We start from the raw sequence: 18,246 nt of genomic DNA, 5'->3' as shown, positions 1-18,246 counted from the left end.
TGGACGGTTGCGGGCGTACGGCACTCAGCTCTTCGGCAGCCCGGGCGGATTCGTGCGCGACTGGTCGATCGCTTCGGACGCGAGGTTCCACCGGTCGAGCACCTGCCGGTAGCGGCCGCTCTTGATCAGCCCGTTCAGCGCGACGGTCAGCGGCTCGGCGAGACCGCTGCCGCGGCGCGTGGCGATCGCGATGTCGGCCGTGCGCGGCCAGCCGCCGCTGATCGCGCCGACGAGCCGCGTCTTGCCTTGCTGCGCGCTTTGATATGCGAGCACCGAGTTCACGCTGAACACCGCGTCCGCCCGGCCCGACTGCACGGCGACGATGCGCATCGCCTGGTCGTCGTAGTACTGGATCTGCACGGGTTTGAGCCCGTGCGCGATGTTCTCGCGGTCCCACGCGAGCAGGATCTTTTCCTGGTTGGTGCCGGCATCGGTCACGATGCGCAGCCCGGCGACGTCCTTAGGCTCGCGGATCGCCTGGATCTTGCTGTCGTTGCGCACGTAGAAGCCGACCTGATCCTTGCGATAGGTTGAAAAATCGAACTTCTGCTTGCGTTCCTCGGTGACGGTCACGTTCGAGATCACCGCGTCGACTTTCCCCGATTCGAGCGCCAGCGGCCAGTCGGCCCAGGCGAGCGCGACGATCTTCAGCTTGCGGCCGAGGCTGTCGGCGACGAGCTGGCCGATGTCGGCGTCGAAGCCGACCACCGTGCGTGCGTCGGTCGCATACGAGCTGATCGGCGGCAGGCTCGGCGCGATGCCGATCGTCAGCGTGCCGGGTTCGGTGAACCTGAACGACGCAGGCACCGCGCGCTCGACCGCCGCATCGGCTGCGCCGCGCGGGCGGCCGCGCTGCTCGGGGCTCAGGTCGAACGTCGCGGCGGATGCGGCCGCGACGGCGGCGAAGGCGCTCAGGCCGATCAGCGCGGTGGCCAGCGTACGCACGGCACGGAATGAAAGCGGTACGGCTCGATGCATGAAAACGTCCTGTCGTGAAAGCGTGGAAAGCGGAATGGGCAACGTGAAAGGCGGGACGCCGTGCGCTCAGCGTGGCAGCACCGGTTCGGGCACGGGCGCCCAGAGGTCGGCCAGCGTCGACGTGCGCGACGGATCGACGAGGTCCTTGCCGAAGCGCAGATGGAAATACGCTTCGGGATCGATCGACGAGTCGAATAGCCGCGTATAGCCGGTGCGGTCGTACAGCGCCCACGCTTCGGGCTGGCGAAAACCGGTCGTCAGGTAGAGGCGGCGGTAGCCCTGCTGGACGGCGCGCAGTTCGAGCGCTTCGACGACGAGCCGCGCGAGGCCCTGGCGGCGCAGATCGGTGCGCGTCCAGATGCGTTTCAGTTCGGCGGTCTGCGCGTCGTAGCGCTTGAACGCGCCGCCGCCGATCGTTTCGCCGTCGCGCAGCAGCAGCACGAACGCGCCGTCGGGCGGCGCGAACAGTTCGGCCGGGTAGCGCGCGAGCTCGTCGCGGGCCGACGCGCGGCTGTCGGGACGGTACGCGTCGTAACGGGTCGAATACTCGTCGATCAGCGCGTCGATCAGCGGTTGCGCGCGGACGTCGAGCGGCGTCGTGTCGATGATGCGGTCGTTCGTGGCCATGGGCATCGCGAATGGCGCGCGATGCGGACGTTCCTGGCCCGGGTGCGGGCACGCGACCCGTGCGGTCCGTTCCGTTATCGCGACGCAGTTGTCGTGATGGCGGCGGCTGTCGTGCTTCGTGCGAGGCATCCCGGCGCGCCGCCGTGTTTCGAACACGTTAGCGGCGCGGCCGGCAAAGGCGAACGAAGCAATTTCGATAAGGATTTCGCGGGAGGCGGAAGAAGGCTTGCAGCGGGAGTGGGGTGGGGCGAACGGGGGGGGCCGGCGCCGTGCCCGTTCGAAGTGTGGGCGACGCAGACGAGCGCCGCGGATCGGCGGCGTGTCGCCGTTTCGATGGCCTGCCGGTCGCGCCGATTCGGGGCGGGTTGTTCAGGATCGCGCGCGCCCGACCGCGATTCGCCGCCGCCAGGGTGGCGACGGTTCTCCTCCAATCGTCGCGTCGGCGCGAAGCCCCACCGACGCGGGGCGATGATCCTCGACGACGACGGCGTTCAGGCTGCTTCCTGACGAGTCGCGTCCTGCCGCTCGCCGCCCAGGCTATCGACGAGACTCGCCAGCATCCGCGCCAGCTCACCCGTCATCAGCGCGACATCCGAGTCGAAGCGTTCGTCGTCGTTCTGCGCGGTCGGATCCGCCGCCTCCTTGATCACGTCGAGCGGCGTGACGCGCTTGATCGTCAGCGACGGGGTCAGCACGAACGAGATTCGGTCATCCCAGGTCATCGCGAGGCGCATGCATTGCTTGCCGGCTTCGATGTGCCGGCGCATGTCGTTCGCTTCCAGCGCGTGGCCGACGTATCGCACCGTGGCGCCGCCTTCGCCGCTCGAGCGCAACTCGGCGTCCTGGTCCACGGTGAATCCGCCCGGCGCGTCGCCGGACAATAGCCAGTCCGTCATCGCGGCGACCGGTGAACGCGCCACCTGCACGCCCGCGAGCGGCAACGCTTCGATCGATTTGACGAGCAGGCTGCGAACGTCGTCGGCGAGCGCCTGGGCAGCCGCATCGATGACGAGCCAGCCGTTCGCCGTGTCGATCCACACGCGGGTATCGCGGCGAATGCTGAACGCGCGCGGCAGCAGTTCGTCGGTAACCTGTTCCTTGAGTTCGCGCAGTTGTTTGCGGCCAACCTTGAAGCCCTGCTGCTCTTCGACTTCGAGCGCACGCGCCTTGGTCACCTGATTGACGACCGACGCCGGGAGCAGCTTCTTTTCGGAGCGGAACAGCAGCAGCATCTGCCGGTTGATCGAATACACGAGCGCGCCGTCGTCACGCGGCGATGCCCAGCCGACGCGCTGCATTTCGACGCTGCTGCCCGGCTGGAACGCGTGAGGCGCCAGCCATTTTTCCATCTGGTCGGGGGTAACGGCCCAGGGTGCCGGAAGACGGTGAAGCTGAAGATTCTTGAACCACATAGGCGTACGGGCAAAGCGCGTCATTCTATCTGACGGCGCGATTGCCAGTCGGTTGCGTCACGCGATGACACGCGGCGGCGTCGACAACTCCGCCAACTGAAACAGGCAATCTCCTCGCCGCACCTGCGCGGGCACACGCTTGCACACCACCTCGCCGTCGCCGTTGAACCGGTGCAGCACCGGTTCGCGCAACGGCGTATCGGGAAAATGCACCCACGCGGCCGGCTGCCCGGCCTTCACCTGGTCGCCGAGCTCGACGAGCGGCTCGTACAGCCCGCGCTCGTACGCATAGACGAAATGGCGATCGCCGTCGACGCGCATGAAGCGCGTGACGGTCGGCGGCGCGTCGGGCACGAGCGCGCCGTGCAGCAGCCCGATATAGCCGAGGTAATGCAGCAACCCGTGCCGGCCGAGCCGAATCAGCGACGGATCGGCCATCCCGGCGCCGCCGAGTTCGGTGACGATCGAGATCGCGCCTTGCCGGCGCGCGGCCGACGCCGAATGCACGGGATTCGGCGCGTGCAGCAGCGCATTCTGCAGCCCGAACGCGTTCAGCAGCCCGTTGAGCTTCGCGGCTTCGTCCGCGTCGAGCGGATCGATCGCGAGCATGTTGCCGCCCTGGTAGAGCAGCGAACTGCCGCCCGAGTGCAGATCGACCAGGTACTGCGCGCGCGACAGCAGTGCGTGCTCGATGTAGTGGGCGATCATCTGCGTCGGCGTGCCGGTCGGGTCGCCGGGAAAGCTGCGGTTCAGGTTGCCTTCGTCGAGCGGCGACACGCGCAGGCCCGCATCCGCCGCCGGAAAATTCGCCATCGGCAGCAGGATCAACTGCCCGCTGACCATCTCGGGTTCGATCTCGCGCATCAGTTGCGACACGATGATCTGGCCTTCGTACTCGTCGCCGTGGTTGCCGGCCATCACGAGCGCGACCGGGCCGTCGCCGTTGCGGATCGACGCGATCGGGATCGGCAGCCAGCCGTATGCGGAGCGGTGCACGGAGTGCGGCAGCCGCAGGTAGCCCGCGTGCTTGCCCGGCGCGTCGAGATCGATTTCGCAGTGAATGGGATTTCGGTGTGAGGAGGAAGCGGTCATGGCAGCGTCGTTCGATGCATGGAATCTGCCATCTTATAGAGGAAACGAGCGCTGCGCGCCGCACCGGGCGCGCTCGGTGCCGAACGCCTGCACGCGTCGATCGAAACACAGTTCCCGTATCGACGACGATGCCCCGCCGGACCGATGCGGATGTTGCAGCGATGAACGCATGCCGGCGCGCCGGCCGGCCGCATGCATACGTCGGATCTCGCGCCGATCCCTTGCCGCGACGGGGTCGGCGCGCGCAACCGGGTTACCGGCCGGATGTTTCAGCTTCGAGACGTCCTTCTTCCCACAGGGCCCAGAAACGGCTGCCGGCGCGATACGGATTCGCGCGCCCCGCAGCGTGATCGGCGACGCCCTGGCGAAACGCGCCGTACAGCGTGAGCGGCGGATTGTCGACGCATGCGGCTTCGTACGCGGCCGGCGGCCGGCTGTCGGACACGAGCCGGCGAATCAGCGATGCGCCGTCGATCACTGCCTGTTCGTCGATGATTTCGGTTCGTGCGAGGACGTCGACGGTATTCATGTGGGGCTCCCTGAAACGTGCTTTCCTCATCAAGGAGCAATAAGGGTGCCAGCCGCGAAATGCCGCACTCGGCCTCGATCGTGCAGGCTTCTGCAGTCATCTTTCGGCGTGCCGGGCGGCGATGTTACGGAACACGTCACGTGACACGCGAACGCGCGGCGCCGCGTGCGAACCGGCAAAACGTTTCGGCATTGAATCGTCGGGAGGCCGCGCGGGTGAGCAAAGGGCAATGCGCGGCGCGGCGCGGCGCCGGCTCAGCTTGCGGTGGCCGGCGCCATGCGGCGGCTGCCGCTCGAATAGAAGCAGTAGATGCCCTTGCCGGCCGATTTCGCGTCGTACAGCGCGCTGTCGGCCTGCCGGATCAACTCGTCGGGCGAGCCGTGCCCGTCGTCGAGCGCGATGCCGATGCTGATGCCGATGCAGACGGTCTCGCCGATCGACAGCGCATACGGCGCCGAAATCTGCCGGATGATCCGCGCGGCGAGGATCGAGCATGCTTGCATCGTCGTGTCGTCGATCGCGACGATGAATTCGTCGCCGCCGATACGTGCCGCGAGCTCGCCCGGCGGCAGCGTCTTGCCCAGCCGCTCGGCGACCTGCGTGAGCACTTCGTCGCCGGCCTGGTGGCCGAAGCGATCGTTGATCGATTTGAAACCGTCGAGATCGAGATACATGACCGCGAACGCCGGGCTCGGCAACCGCGGCCGGCGCGCGAGCATCCGCTCGAGTTCCGCATGCAGTTCGTGGCGATTCGGCAAACCCGTCAGCGCGTCGTGTCGCGCGAGGTGCCGGATGTGCTGTTCGGTCTGTCGGCGCGCGGTGACGTCCTCGACGATGATCACCGCGTTGCCGTCCGGCACGCGGTGACGCGTCAGTTCGAGCTGGCGGCCGTCGGCGAGCGCGATGTCGAGCGGCCCGGGCTCGTGGCGGCTCAGCCAGTCGTCGCACTGCGCAGCGAGGCCGGCGCCGCCGGGATCGATCGCGGCATGGGCGCCGAGCGCGGCGACGACGGCCGGAAGCGGCGTATCGAGCATGATCTCGCGCGGCGAGCCGAACAGTTGCGCGGTGCGTCGGTTCGCGACGATCACGCGGCTGTCGCCGTCGATCATGCACAGGCCGTGCGGCATGTAGGTGAGCGCGGCGTCGAAGCGGGCAACGAGTTCGGCGTTGCGCTGGCGCGCGGCGATCAGCGCGACGAGCACGCGATAGTGGCGCTGCACGACCGTGCGCATCGCCGCGAGATAGATCGCGAGCGGCGGCACGAGCAGCCACGCGCCCGGCCGAGGGGCCAGCAGCGCACCGACACCGATCGGCAACACGCCGAGCGCGATCTGCGTCATCGCGAGCCGCGGCAGCGCCGAATTGCGCGATGCGATCCCGCCGAACACGCCGCCCGCGACCATCACGGACAGCGTGCCGAGCTCGACGTCGGCGGCCTGCACGCAGCCCATCGCGCCGAGGCCGAGCACCAGGCACGCGACGAGCGACACCGGCGCATAGCGCATCGCCCAGTATTCGGCGCGATCGTCGCCGGCGTTGCGCCGCACCGTGTACGCCCGTGCGATCGACAGGCGCGCAACGAGCAGGCCGACGTCGGCAACGAGCCACGCGAGGCACCACAGCTGCTGCAGCCGGAGCAGCGCGACGGCGGCGACGAAACCGCTCGCGAGCCCGGACAGCGCCATCGGACGCACGTCCTCGAACAGCGTCACGAGCATCGACGGACGCAGCGCGGCCGTCACGCGGTGGTTGCCGGAGGGGGGAGTGGCGAGAACGGAGTTCAGGAGAGATGCCCTGACTGCCATGGTTATTGACCTCGACACGATATCGCGATGGCTCGCGGCACCCGCACGGCACGTGGCGGAAGCCCGGCCGAGCCGGATGCGCACGACATTACCATGAAAAACCCGCGGCGCGGGCCGGCCGGCGGGCGCCGCGCACTGTCTCGCGCGAGGGTCGTCGACCGCGGCCGCGGGCGGCTTGCGGATTCGTCGGTGCGAAGGCGGCGTCGTTGCGAACGGAACGATGCGGGCGGCGGACCGGCGACCGCGAAGCCGGCGCGACGGCATCCAGCCGCACGCAAACGGCCAACGGGACCGCCGGCCGCAGTCTGGCCGAGTCCAGTTATAAGAAATTCAATAAGTATTTCATGCGGGAAATACTATAGGCGATATATCGAAAACAATGCCAGAATGCGCGCCGCTCCGAACGCCGCGACACCCGATCGCCGTCCGAGCCGCCTCAGGAGGTTCCCCCCAATGAAAAACCACGGCCTGTCACGGCGGGGTTTTCTGAAAGCCAGCGTGCTGGCGGGCGTCGCGGTGTATGTCGCGCCCATCGGCAGCCGCGCGTTCGCGGCGCTCTTCGAAGAAAAACTCCTCACGCCCGTCAAATGGGATAGCGTCACCGGCATCCCCCAATTCCGCATCGACGGCATCGCGAAGGTCACGGGCGCGAAAGTGTTCGCCCGCGACGTGCGCGCCGCGGACATGCCGCACTGGCCGCAGCAGCAGTCGCATGCGCTGATCCTGCGCGTCACGCAGGCCGACCGCACGTACGAAGGCTTCGACCTGTCGCTGCTCGGCGACGAGCTGAAGCCGGACCGCGTGGTCACGGCCGACGATCTCGCGCGCGACGGCGTCGCATTCCCGGCGTTCTACGGCGACGACATGCTGTTGCCGGCCGGCAAGACGCCTGCGTATCTCGGCCATGCGGTCGCGATCCTGATCTATCACGACTTCGCGCGCTTCCGCTTCGCGAAGAACGCGCTGAAGTTCCGCGACGACGTGATCCGCTACGGCGCGGTCACCGGCCCGCTCGAGCGCGATCCGTGGGGCACCTTCCGTTACGTGCGCGTGGGCGGCAAGACCGCCTATGACGACGACGTCTATTCGAGCCTGAAGGACGCGCCGATCTTCCCGAGCATGATGCGCAAGCACCTGCCGGTCTGGCCGGACGGCAAGGAGCACGGCAAGCTCGACGAGCAGGGCATGTTCCTCGCCGGGCAGATCGCCGGCGAGCTCGACCGTCCGCCGGCCGACTGGCTCGTGTTCGATCGCGAATACAACACGCAGTCGGTCGATACGGCCGCGCTCGAACCCGACAACGCGAACTGCTGGTACGACGCCGCGACGCAAGCGCTGCATCTCGTCGTGCCGACCCAGTCGCCGCGCGAAGTGTCGGAGAACGCGGCCGCGATGGTCGCGAAATGCCGCTTCCCGGTGAAGAAGCTGTTCGTGCATCCGTGCTACACGGTCGGCTACGGCTCGAAGGATCACTTCAACGTGCCGTTCTACGGCCTCGTCTGCGCGCTGTACGCGGACGGCCGCCCGGTGCGTTTCGCGAACGACCGCTACGAGCAGTTCCAGACCTCGCTGAAGCGTCACGCGTTCAAGATGCGTTACCGGATCGCGGTCGACCGCAACACGGGCCTGCTGCAATCGTTCAAGGGCGACTTCGAGGCGAACGGCGGCGGCCGCTCGAACTTCTCGCCGTCGATCGCGATGGTCGGCGCCACCGCCGCGCAATCGATCTACTACTTCCCGAAGAGCGACCTCGCGGCGGTCGCGATCGCATCGCGCGCGATCGACGCCGGCTCCGCACGCGGCTACGGCACGCTGCAAAGCATGGCCGCGACCGAGATGGCGGTCGACGAGATCGCCGCGCAACTGCACATCGACCCGATCGACTTCCGCCTGCGCAACGCGCTGCGTTCGGGGATGAAGAACACGCAGGGCGCGATCCCCGCCGGCGCGCTGCGCGTCGACGAAGTGCTGGAGCGAGCGAAGCAGCATCCGCTGTGGACGCGCCGCGCCGCGCGCAAGGCCGAATTCGAGGCCGCACATCCGGGCAAGCGCTACGGCGTCGGTTTCGCGTGCGTGCAGAAGGATTTCGGCACGGGCGCGGAAGCGTCGTTCGCCAAGGTCGAATTCGACGCGCACGGCAAGGTGTCGCTGCAACACACGGCCGCGGAGATCGGCACCGGGATGTCGACGTCGCAGGCCGTCGCGGTCGCGAAATGGCTCGGCCGCCCGGCGACCGACGTCCGCGTGGCCGTGACCGAATGGCCGGACCTGCCGGTCGAGACGAGCGGCGATCCGTACCTGATGTCGCAGGCCGACCAGGACCGCCTGAGCACGAACCCGCGCTGGTCGCCCGGCTATGCGTCGCCGTCGAGCGCGACGAACTCCGCGTACTACTTCACGCACAGCACGCGCGAGGCTGCGCGCGCCGTATTCCGCTACGGGCTGTGGCCGGCCGCGATGTCGATCTGGACGCGCGGCCTGGGCGGCGGCCAGGCCGCGCCGTACACGATTCGTATCGAAGATGCGCGCTGGGTCGACGGCAAGCTGACCGCCGACGGCCTCGAGCCGCTGACGTTCGAGCAGCTCGCGAAGCAGGCGCATGCGCTCGGGTTGCCGACCGGCGCCGTCGTGCACGTGTTCAACCGCTGGCAGTGGACCGATGCCGAATTCGAGATCGGCGGCGCGCTCGAGCGTCTGCCGATCGACGGGCTGTCGCTGCGTATCGGCGCGCCGAAGACGGGCGCCGACGACGGCCCGTTGCCCGGCACCGCCGCACCGGCCGGCGCGACCGCGCTGCACGGTACGCTGCCGCCGACCGCGAACGGCTATCGCGTGCTCGATCGCAAGCGCGTGTTCATCCCGCCGACGAGCCGCAACAACGCGGCCGTCACGTACTACACGGCGGTCGGCACGCTCGTCGAGCTGGCCGTGCACGAAGCGACCGGCAAGGTCGAACTGCTCACGCACCACTCGATCATGGAATGCGGCAACCAGATTTCGCCGCAGCTCGTGTCGGGGCAGTTGCAGGGCGGTCTCGCGATGGGCATCGGCCATGCGCTGCACGAGTACCTGCCGCTCTACGAGGACGGCCCCGGCAACGGCACGTGGAACTTCAACCGTTATCGGTTGCCGCGCGCGTCCGACGTCGCCGTCTGGACGCAGACGGGCGACGTGCTGCCGCCGCTGTCGGAAACCGATCCGCCCAAGGGTGTCGCCGAAGTGGTGATGATCCCCGTCGTCGGCGCGATCGTGAACGGCATCGCGCACGCGATCGGCCATCGTTTCACCGACTTGCCGGTGACCCCGCAAAAGATTCAGGAGGTGCTCGCATGACGACCGCCCAAACCGCGGCTTCGGCCGCGAGCGCCGGCGCGGCTGCGACCGGCGCTGCCGCGCCGAATGCGGCTTCCGTCGCACCGGCGTTTGCGCCTGCCGCGCCGGCATCGGCACCGGCAGCCATCGAGCGTCCGCTCGTCCGGTTTCAGCAGAAACCGCTGTCGGTGAACATCAACGGCAAGTCAGTCGGCCCGATGCAGGTGCCGGAAGGGCTGATGATGATCGAGTTCCTGCACGAGTACGTGGGCCTCACCGGCTCGCGGCTCGGCTGCGGGCAGGGGATCTGCCACGCGTGCGTCGTGATCGTCGACAAGCCGGACGGCACGAGCGAGGAGATGCGTACCTGCATTACCGGCGCGCACTTCTTCCACGGCCGTTCGATCCGCACGATCGAAGGCCACGCGAAGCGCAACGAAGCCGGCGAAGTGGTCGAGCTGTCGCCGATCCAGCAGAAATTCCTCGAGCACTTCAGCTTCCAGTGCGGCTACTGCACGCCGGGCTTCGTCAACGCGGCGACCGTGCTGATCGAACGCCTGAAGCGCGAGCCGATCGCGAAGACGGACGTGGAGCGCACGATCACCGACGCGCTCGACGCGCATCTTTGTCGCTGCACGGGCTATGTCCGCTACTACGAAGCCGTCAAGGACGTGGTGCTGACGACGCCGGGACTCGTGAAGGACAGCGCATGAAACGCACATTCGCTCATCGTGCCGCGCGGGCCGCGGGCCTGCCCGCGCTCGCAGCGGCCTGCGCGTTGCTGCTCGCCGCCTGCGGCGGTCGCGACGCGCCGGCGTCGAGCGCGGCGTCCGGCGCCCCCGGCGCCGACCAGATCGCGCGCGGCCGCTATCTCGTCAAGGCCGCCGACTGCGCGGCGTGCCATACCGCGAAGGACGGCGCGCCGTTCGCCGGCGGCGCGGCGCTCGAATCGCCGTTCGGCACGTTCTACGGCTCGAACATCACGCCCGACAAGGATCACGGGATCGGCAACTGGAGCGCGGACGACTTCTACGCCGCGCTGCACGACGGCAAGGCGCCGGGCAAGCGCCTGTATCCGTCGATGCCGTACACGTCCTACCGGCAGCTCACGCGCGCTGACGCCGACGCGATGTACGCGTACCTGAAGACGGTCAAGCCGGTCGCGCAGGAAAACCGCGCGCATGAACTCAAGTTCCCGTACAACCTGCGCTTCGGCATGGTGTTCTGGGACATGGTGTTCCTGAAGGACAGCCTGCCGGATGCGTCGGCCGGGCAATCCGCCGACTGGCAGCGCGGCCGCTATCTCGCGGGTGCGCTCGGCCACTGCGCGGAATGTCACACGCCGCGCGCGTTCACGGGGCAACTCGACGGCGCGAAGCCGTTCGCGGGGGCCGCGCTCGGCCGCGTGGCCGCACCCGACATCACGCCGGCCGGCCTCGCCGCGCGCGGCTGGACCGGCACCGACCTGCAGACGTTCTTCGGCGTCGGCATCGCGCCGCAAGGCTCGGCGTTCGGCGAGATGTATCCGGTCGTGCACCTGAGCACGCAGTACCTGACGAAGGACGACCTGCGCGCGCTGTCGACGTACCTGCTCGGCGATACGCCACCCGCGCCGCAACCGGCGAAGCCGGTGTCGGCCGATGCCGCGCAACTGGCCGCCGGCCGCTCGGTGTATCTCGCGGTCTGTGCCGGCTGTCACGGCTTCAACGGCGAAGGCAAGCCGCACGTAGCGGTGCCGATGAACGGCAACTCGACGGTGCGGCAGGGCGATCCGCGCAACCTGCTGGTCGCGATGCTCGACGGCATCGACGAGCAGAAGTTCGCCGGCGTCGAAAACCTGCAGCCGATGCCGGGCTTCGCGCACACGCTGAGCGACGACGAACTCGCGCAGCTCGCGAACTACCTGCGCGCGACGTGGGGCGGCCAGCCCGCGAGCGTCACGCCGGCCGACGTGAAGGCGATGCGTTGAGCCGTGCCCCGGGGCGGGGCGTCGCGAGCGAGGCAGCCGGTTTCCGGCGATCGCGCGCGATGCGCCGCCCCGTTTTCCTTGCCGCGGCGCGTCAGTAACCGCCGCCTCCGCCTCCGCTTCCGCCCGAGCCGCCATACCGGCTCATGCCCGGTCCTTGCGACACGCCGCTGCCCGACGACGTACAGCCCGCCGACAGCACGAGCACCAGCGCCGCGATCAGCGCCGCAACCAACGTTACCGATTTCATTGCAATCTCCTTGCAGCGCGCAGGCGCCAGGAAAGGCGGCTCGCGTGAACCGCGCGTCTGCGCGATGAGAAGACGTTTCGGCGAAGCGGTTATTCCATGCTTTTTACGTATCGCCGCGGCGGCGGCGCGTGGATCAACGATAGACGAGATCGGCGCGGCGGTTCTGCGCCCACGCTTCCTCGTCGTGGCCGAGCGCGACCGGCTTTTCCTTGCCGAGGCTGACGGCCTCGAGTTGCGTGGCCGGCACGCCGAGCGTTTCGAGCGCGCTCATCACGGCCTGCGAACGGCGCTGGCCGAGCGCCAGGTTGTATTCGGACGTGCCGCGCTCGTCGGTGTTGCCCTGGATCAGCACGCGCCGCGCCGGGTGGCTGCGCAGGTAGTCGGCGTGCGCCTGCAGCAACGACTGGAATTCGGGCTTCACCGAGTACTGGTCGAAATCGAAGTAGATGCTGCGCTTGGCGAGCGGGCTGTTCGGATTGTTCAGATCGTCGGCCGTCACCGTCGCGACGGCTTCGCTCGATGGCGTCGGCGCCGCGCCGGCATTCTCGGGCGTTTTCGCCGCGTTGTGACAACCGGCCAGCAGTACGAAAGTTGCCAGGACCGCAATTCGGTTCATTTTGCTCATCGTTCGTTTCTCCAGCGGTTGACTGCGTTGAAAGCGGGGCGCGTGTCATCCGCACGCAGCCGTCCGGCCGCCGTGGCGCGAAAGGTCCGGCTCCGTTGCCGTGATGCGGGCTCGTAAGCCGATGGTGCGCCAGATGAAAGAATGTAGCGACCGGAACGCCGGATCGCGGCGTCGCTGCAAATAGATTAGGAAAAATGTCACAACGTGCCCAGTTTCTCCGCATTTTTTGCGCAAATGCGACAGCCGGGCGGCATTCTTGCTGCCGCGAGCGGTGTGCGGCATGCGTCGCATGCCACAGCGAAAAAAGGCCGCGCACGGGGGCGCGGCCTTGTCGGTGGCGGCGACGGGGAGCGGGTGATGCGGGGAGCACTTGCCGGATGCCGTCGGTCGTCCGCGTGACGCCGCAGCGCACGCGGCCTCGTCAGAATTTGTGCCGCAGCCCCAGCGCGACGACGGCCTGATTGCCGTTCGCGGAAGGGGTCAAGGTCCAGACGGCCGCGTTGAACGCCGGATGGCCGTTGCCGCCGCTCACGCTCTGGTACGTGCCTTCGAGATACGCATCCGTGCGCTTCGACAGCGCATAGTCGGCCTGCGCGACGACCTGGTTCCATTTCGGGCGCGTCTGACCCGTGCGGGTGTCGAAGCGGCCCATCGTATATGTGTACGCGGCGGCGACGCTCAGCGCACGCGTGACGAAATAGCGTCCGTCGATCGTGACGTTGTCGAACACCAGCGATTCGCCCTTCAGCGGCACGATGTTGCCGCCCTGGAGCACGCCCGTCGCGCCGTCGGTGGTCGAATGCGACCACGCGGCGCCGACCGAGTGCGGCCCGAACGCATAACGCCCGGCCATCGCCCAGATCTGCTGATTGCCGCCCGTGATCGTCGCCGAGCCGTCGACCGTGCTGAGCGCGCCGTCCGGGTTCGGCGCATTGCGGTCCCGGCTGATCTTCAGGTAGCCGGCGCCGAGCTTCAGCGGCCCGTTCGCATACGACACCCCCGTGCTCCACACCGCGTTGTTGGAGAACTGGCCGGCCGTGTTCGAGAACCCGACCATCGCGCCGAACCTCAACCCGCGAACCATCGGGCTCGTGTACTTCACCGCGTGGTTGATGCGCAGGTTGCGGTTCGAATCGTCGTTGTCGTACGGGTGGACCGCGAGGTTGCCGCCCCAGCCGGGACCGGACGCACCGAGCGGCGTCACGAAATCGAGGATCAGGTCGTACTGGCGGCCGAACGACAGCGTGCCGGCCGTCTGCGAACTCAGCCCGATCCATGCCTGGCGGCCGAACAGGGCGACGCCTTTCTGCGACAGCTTGCCGGTGGTGCCCGAGAAGCCGTTTTCGAGCGCGAAGACCGCGGCCATTCCGCCGCCGAGATCCTCGCGGCCGCGCAGCCCCCAGCGCGACGCGTTCAGTGCGCCGCTCGTCATCGCGACGCCGCCGCCGCCGGGCGAACCGGCACCGCGCGTGCGCTGGTTGGTCGAGTAGGTGATCGACGTGTCGATCAGGCCGTACAGCGTCACGCTGCTCTGGGCAAGCGCGAGATCCGGCACGAAGCCGGTCAGGCAGGCGGCAATGACGGTCCCCGCGACGCGTGCGCCGGCGTGCTGGTTCGTTTGGGAGAAGGGCATAGGCGTTTGTTGTTGTTGGACCGGCCAGGCGGCCGATGGATCGGGCGGCCATTATTGGAATCTTTCGGCAGCCGATTAAGGCGTCGCACAGGAAAGGTCCTCTGCGGAATCGCTCGGAATCGCGATGCGTCGGCTGCGGAGAGGCGGTCGGGGAGGGGGCGTGCGTGGCGGTGCGTGCGAGTCGGCGCGCCATCGCGCGAGGGTGTGCCGAGCGCTAGCGGCGGGCGATTGGCAGCGCGGCCCGGTGCGCGCCGCGCCAGCCATACTGCATGCCGCGTGTCAGGTCGGGGGATCGCTCCGGGTATGCCGTCCGGATTGCTTAACGATCGCCGGACATCAGCGCCGTGTAACGCCGCTGCATTTCGTCGGGTTCGACCGCTTCGATCGTATGCCCGATCAGCCAATCGTAACCGAACGGATCGCGGATCCTGCCCGAACGCTCGCCGTAGAACTGGTCCTGGAGCGCACGTGTCACGCGCGCGCCGGCAGCGACGGCGGCGGCGATCGTCGCATCGGCATCGTCGACATGAAGATGGAGCGCCATCGGCGCGTTGCCGTCCGGATCGAGGGCGAAGAGATCGTATTCCGGGAACTCGTCCGAGATCATCAGCGTGCACGGCCCGAGTTGCAATTCCGCGTGACCGATGCGCCCCGACGGCTCGACGAGCCGAAATTTCTCTTGCGCGCCGAATGCCTTCGCATAGAACGCGATGGCGTCCTCCGCGCGTTTGGCGCGCAGATACGGAAAGACTTCGTGAATCGCCATGGTGCCCTCCGGTGGGGGTGTGGGTGTGGCTCGATCCTATCGCGCATTCGGTGCCCGGTCTTGAACGAAATTGATCGCCGCCAGATGGCGGAGAACGCCGCGATGCACGCGGCAAACCACCTCCCGGGGCCGAATCCGCTGAACTCGATCGATCCGAGGACCGGGTTGCCGTATCCGTCGCTGCAACAAGACACGCAGCGCTGGTGCACGATGATGGGCAACGGTGTGGGCGGTCGGGTTCCGTGTTGAAGCAGGGCGCTCAACGGAGGACTATTTCTCGATAACGATTACGTCGTATCGAAGGCTGGCGCCGGAGTGGGCAGCACGCCTGCGTTTGTTTCGGCGGCTTCCGCACACCGATGCCCGGCAAATTCCCGAAGCACCCAGTCTCGCAATATTTCGGTTGCCTGTCTCGTCGCGGAGCGAGGGCTGTAAACGAGATCGTACTGGAAGCTATCCAGCGCCAGGTCGAACGGCCGCACCAAGGTGCCGTTGGCCAATTCGTCGGAGACCAGGGTCAGGCTTATCAGGCCGATTCCCTGTCCGGCAAGGGTCGCCTGCATTGCATGGACTTCGTCGTTGAATCGGAGGCCATCGTTCGGATCGGTGCCGCGTATTTTGGCTGCCTCCAGCCAGCGTGCCCATGTAATTGCGCGTGGATCGTCGCGGACGGAGGGACCCCAATCGAAGTGAATCAGCGTCGCGCGCTGCAGGTCTTTTTCGTGTGCGATCGACAAATGCGGACGACACACCGGGGTAAACCGGTCCCTGAAAAGCGGTTCCGACATGAGCCCGGGATAGTAGCCCGAACCGTAACGGATCGACGCATGCGCGGACTGGTCGAGGTCCACGATGGCATTGGTGGCGTCGAGCCGAAGGGTCCAATCGGGATACGCGGCACGAAATCCGCCTGCTCGAGCCGCGAGGCATTTCGCGGTGAATGCCACCGTGGACGTGAGCGTTGCAACCTTGGTTTCGTCGATGTTTCGCGCTGCCTCGATTGCGCGCTCGAAGCTGTCGAAGCCGTCACGAAGAGCCGGGAACAGCGCCTTGCCGTTTTCCGTCAGCCGGACGCCGCGCGTCTGGCGCTCGAACAGTTTGACGTCGAGCCATTCTTCGAGTTGACGTATCTGGTGGCTGATGGCGGTAGGGGTGACGTTGAGTTCTTCAGCCGCCGCTTTAAAGCCGGCGCGCCGGGCCGCGGCTTCGAATGCACGTAGCGCGCTCAACGGAGGCAGTTTGCGCATGGGTTAGAAAAGCTCATCTGTAAGGTGAGAATTGACCATTTGTTGCGCTCGAAAGCTCCATCGATACTCCGATCCCTGACAATCACCCGGAACTCGACGGAGAGCCTTCCATGAAAATCGAACAGGTGCACACGAATCCCGATCCCTATGCGCCGTTTGCATTATCTCAAGCAATTCGGGTAGGCGGTTTCGTCTTCGTTTCGGGGCAGCCTGCCATTGGCGACGACGGCGAAATCGAAGGGCCCGGAGACTTCGATCGCCAGGCCAGACGCGCATTCGGCAATCTGGAGCGTGCATTGAAAGCGGCCGGTTCGGGCATGAACCAGGTCGTCAAGACGACGATCTTCCTGAAGTCGATGTCGTACCTCGACAGAATGGTCGACGTCCGTCGCGAATGGTTTTCCGCGCCGTATCCGGCGGAAAGTCTCGTCGAAGTCTCCGCCCTGTATTCGCCGGACGCGCTGATCGAGGTGGAAGCGATCGCGGTCGTCCCGGATGCGGCGTCGTAGAAACGTTGGCCGTGCGCTGCGGCTATTGTCGCGTCGGGCGCTGCGTATCCGCTGGCCGGACAGCTTGCGCAACCCCAAAGCGGACATTTGAACTTAGCTGCCACAACCAAAACTATCGATAATTCACGTTATGTAAAATTGAGTACCTTGGCTCATTAGTGTGTCACTTCCTGTCCCATTCCAAGAACTGCTTGATCCATCCAGCCAGTCCGATGCGTGACTAACGCCCGGCACCCCTCGGTTCCCCGGGCGGCTCACAACGGCTCGTCCCGAGCGTCCTTCCTCCTGTGTCCTTCATCCCGCGACGTCGGGCAGCGCTGTCGGCCCATAAGCCATCTGCGTGCGCCGGCTCGTCGTTGATGCATGCCCGCTCGCGGACCCTTTCCCATCCACGAAATCACCGGAGCCCGTTCATGGATATCGATTGTCACCGTATCGGCGGCACCTTGGGGATCGCCGCATGTTCGTTTGCCGCCGCACTTTCTTTCGCCGCGCAGGCGCAAGGGGCGACCGCCTGCTATGCCGTCGCCATGCGCGGAGGGCCGCTCTACGTCACGTCGGATGTGTTGCGCGAAGCCGCGCTCAGGGTCGCGAACGCGAAAGTCGACACTGTCGTCGAGCGTATGAAGCTGAGGCCGGAAGCGCCCCCGCCCGACCCGAAACGTTGCGACGGGGCGAACGATCACCTTCCTGCGGCCGGTCCCGACAAGCGCAACTACTTCGGCAACGTCGTGAGCCCGTTGAAATTCCTGCGTCTCGCGGCCTATCAATGCGCTGGTGCAGAAGGCCGGAGCCAGTTCTTCTCGATGAACGAGGCCATTTATTATCGCCAGTGCGGAGGCGGACAATACTCGAACTACATTCACTTCTGGGGCCGAGCGAACGGGAACCCGAGCACGTGTTTCGCCAGCGACTACCCGACGATGTTTGCCAGGGCCGCCAAAGACAGGACGTCGGCGGAACTGCTCAAAGCGATGAAGACGGTTTACGCGGGCGGCCTGAGCGGAGCCGCCGCGAACGATCAGGCGCTCGGCAACGCGATGGCGGCGATCCTGATCGCCGAAAGCAATCGCGACTATCTCGTCAATCTCGAGAACTACATGCTGCTGGACCTGGCCGACCTGAAGAAAGCCACGCCGGAGCAAATCATCGGGGGCCACTGCGTGCCGAATGCCGACTCCTGCCAGAACCGTCGCGAGTCGCAGGACGGCAAGCACCCGCTCGCGTGGGGCGGCGCGCAGGAAACCATGATGGTGAACGGCTGGGGCCAGGCGGCAGGCGCCAATAGCCCCTTCGGCATGAGATTCGAAGGCCATCTGTCCGGCGAGTGGGCGGTCGCGAAAGAAAAGGTCAAAAGCGCGAAGGTCGCCGAATGCGGCGAGTTTCCGCCCAGCTACGGAGATCTGAACCCCGACCAGCAGAACGCAGTGAAAAGTGTCTTCGAGGGCATTCTGCCGATCCGCTGAGGTTCGCCGCCGGTCGACGCGCCCGAAAA

Annotated in this window: 16 protein-coding genes; 5 read left to right on the top strand and 11 right to left on the bottom strand. The window is 67.0% G+C overall.

The features are described 5' to 3' along the window. Positions 1-24: 24 nt before the first annotated feature. The 6 genes from WS61_RS27890 to WS61_RS27865 all read right to left on the bottom strand — a co-directional run bounded on the left by WS61_RS27890 (position 25) and on the right by WS61_RS27865 (position 6,443). Positions 25-978, bottom strand: a complete 954-nt coding sequence (locus tag WS61_RS27890) for an ABC transporter substrate-binding protein (RefSeq protein WP_059505314.1) — start codon at positions 976-978, stop codon at positions 25-27. Positions 979-1,044: 66 nt separating this feature from the next. Then, complete coding sequence (locus tag WS61_RS27885; protein ID WP_059505503.1) at positions 1,045-1,605, bottom strand: GNAT family N-acetyltransferase; 561 nt, start codon at positions 1,603-1,605, stop codon at positions 1,045-1,047. Between the two features lie 491 nt (positions 1,606-2,096). Further along, positions 2,097-3,017: a recombination-associated protein RdgC gene (locus WS61_RS27880; protein WP_059505312.1), complete on the bottom strand. Its 921-nt coding sequence runs from the start codon at positions 3,015-3,017 to the stop codon at positions 2,097-2,099. 57 nt (positions 3,018-3,074) lie between these two features. Continuing rightward, a complete protein-coding gene (locus WS61_RS27875; protein ID WP_059505310.1) occupies positions 3,075-4,109 on the bottom strand; it encodes a succinylglutamate desuccinylase/aspartoacylase family protein in 1,035 nt (344 codons plus the stop codon). Positions 4,110-4,362: 253 nt separating this feature from the next. Continuing rightward, complete coding sequence (locus WS61_RS27870) at positions 4,363-4,638, bottom strand: hypothetical protein (RefSeq protein WP_059505308.1); 276 nt, start codon at positions 4,636-4,638, stop codon at positions 4,363-4,365. A 254-nt stretch (positions 4,639-4,892) separates the two neighbouring features. Then, positions 4,893-6,443, bottom strand: coding sequence for a sensor domain-containing diguanylate cyclase (locus WS61_RS27865; protein ID WP_059505306.1), 1,551 nt, complete (start codon positions 6,441-6,443; stop codon positions 4,893-4,895). A gap of 453 nt (positions 6,444-6,896) precedes the next feature. Between WS61_RS27865 and WS61_RS27860 the strand changes: the two genes are divergently transcribed. From WS61_RS27860 to WS61_RS27850, 3 genes are read left to right on the top strand one after another with little or no spacing between them, the layout of a single operon-like run. Next, positions 6,897-9,776, top strand: a complete 2,880-nt coding sequence (locus WS61_RS27860; RefSeq protein WP_059505304.1) for a xanthine dehydrogenase family protein molybdopterin-binding subunit — start codon at positions 6,897-6,899, stop codon at positions 9,774-9,776. Then, complete coding sequence (locus tag WS61_RS27855) at positions 9,773-10,468, top strand: (2Fe-2S)-binding protein (RefSeq protein ID WP_059505303.1); 696 nt, start codon at positions 9,773-9,775, stop codon at positions 10,466-10,468. Before WS61_RS27860 ends, WS61_RS27855 begins: the two co-directional genes overlap by 4 nt. Continuing rightward, positions 10,465-11,724 (top strand): cytochrome c, encoded by a 1,260-nt coding sequence (locus tag WS61_RS27850; protein ID WP_059505301.1) that lies wholly within the window; start codon positions 10,465-10,467, stop codon positions 11,722-11,724. The genes WS61_RS27855 and WS61_RS27850 overlap by 4 nt, the downstream gene beginning before the upstream one ends. A 91-nt stretch (positions 11,725-11,815) precedes the next feature. Here the strand turns inward: WS61_RS27850 and WS61_RS35325 are convergent, their stop codons facing one another. The 5 genes from WS61_RS35325 to WS61_RS27830 form a co-directional block, all read right to left on the bottom strand. Further along, on the bottom strand, positions 11,816-11,971 hold the full coding sequence (locus tag WS61_RS35325) for a hypothetical protein (protein ID WP_179949711.1): 156 nt from the start codon (positions 11,969-11,971) through the stop codon (positions 11,816-11,818). A gap of 133 nt (positions 11,972-12,104) precedes the next feature. After that, on the bottom strand, positions 12,105-12,596 hold the full coding sequence (gene pal / locus WS61_RS27845; protein WP_034206187.1) for a peptidoglycan-associated lipoprotein Pal: 492 nt from the start codon (positions 12,594-12,596) through the stop codon (positions 12,105-12,107). Positions 12,597-13,017: 421 nt separating this feature from the next. Then, positions 13,018-14,229 carry a porin gene (locus WS61_RS27840; RefSeq protein ID WP_059505299.1) on the bottom strand — a complete coding sequence of 404 codons (1,212 nt, stop codon included), beginning with the start codon at positions 14,227-14,229 and terminating at the stop codon, positions 13,018-13,020. A gap of 319 nt (positions 14,230-14,548) precedes the next feature. Beyond that, on the bottom strand, positions 14,549-14,995 hold the full coding sequence (locus WS61_RS27835; protein ID WP_059505298.1) for a VOC family protein: 447 nt from the start codon (positions 14,993-14,995) through the stop codon (positions 14,549-14,551). A 287-nt stretch (positions 14,996-15,282) separates the two neighbouring features. After that, positions 15,283-16,242 (bottom strand): LysR substrate-binding domain-containing protein, encoded by a 960-nt coding sequence (locus WS61_RS27830; RefSeq protein ID WP_059505296.1) that lies wholly within the window; start codon positions 16,240-16,242, stop codon positions 15,283-15,285. A 110-nt stretch (positions 16,243-16,352) separates the two neighbouring features. Here WS61_RS27830 and WS61_RS27825 point away from each other — a divergent pair, with 110 nt between their 5' ends. Together WS61_RS27825 and WS61_RS27820 are read left to right on the top strand one after the other, a co-directional pair. Beyond that, positions 16,353-16,751 carry a RidA family protein gene (locus WS61_RS27825; protein WP_059505294.1) on the top strand — a complete coding sequence of 133 codons (399 nt, stop codon included), beginning with the start codon at positions 16,353-16,355 and terminating at the stop codon, positions 16,749-16,751. Positions 16,752-17,164: 413 nt separating this feature from the next. Next, on the top strand, positions 17,165-18,217 hold the full coding sequence (locus WS61_RS27820; protein WP_157692786.1) for a hypothetical protein: 1,053 nt from the start codon (positions 17,165-17,167) through the stop codon (positions 18,215-18,217). The last annotated feature ends 29 nt before the right edge of the window (positions 18,218-18,246 follow it).

Origin of the sequence: Burkholderia sp. ABCPW 11, from assembly GCF_001523445.1 — a bacterium.
Lineage (GTDB): Bacteria > Pseudomonadota > Gammaproteobacteria > Burkholderiales > Burkholderiaceae > Burkholderia.
Note: the sequence above shows the minus strand (reverse complement) of the source record. Positions and strands in the feature narration are given on the sequence as shown.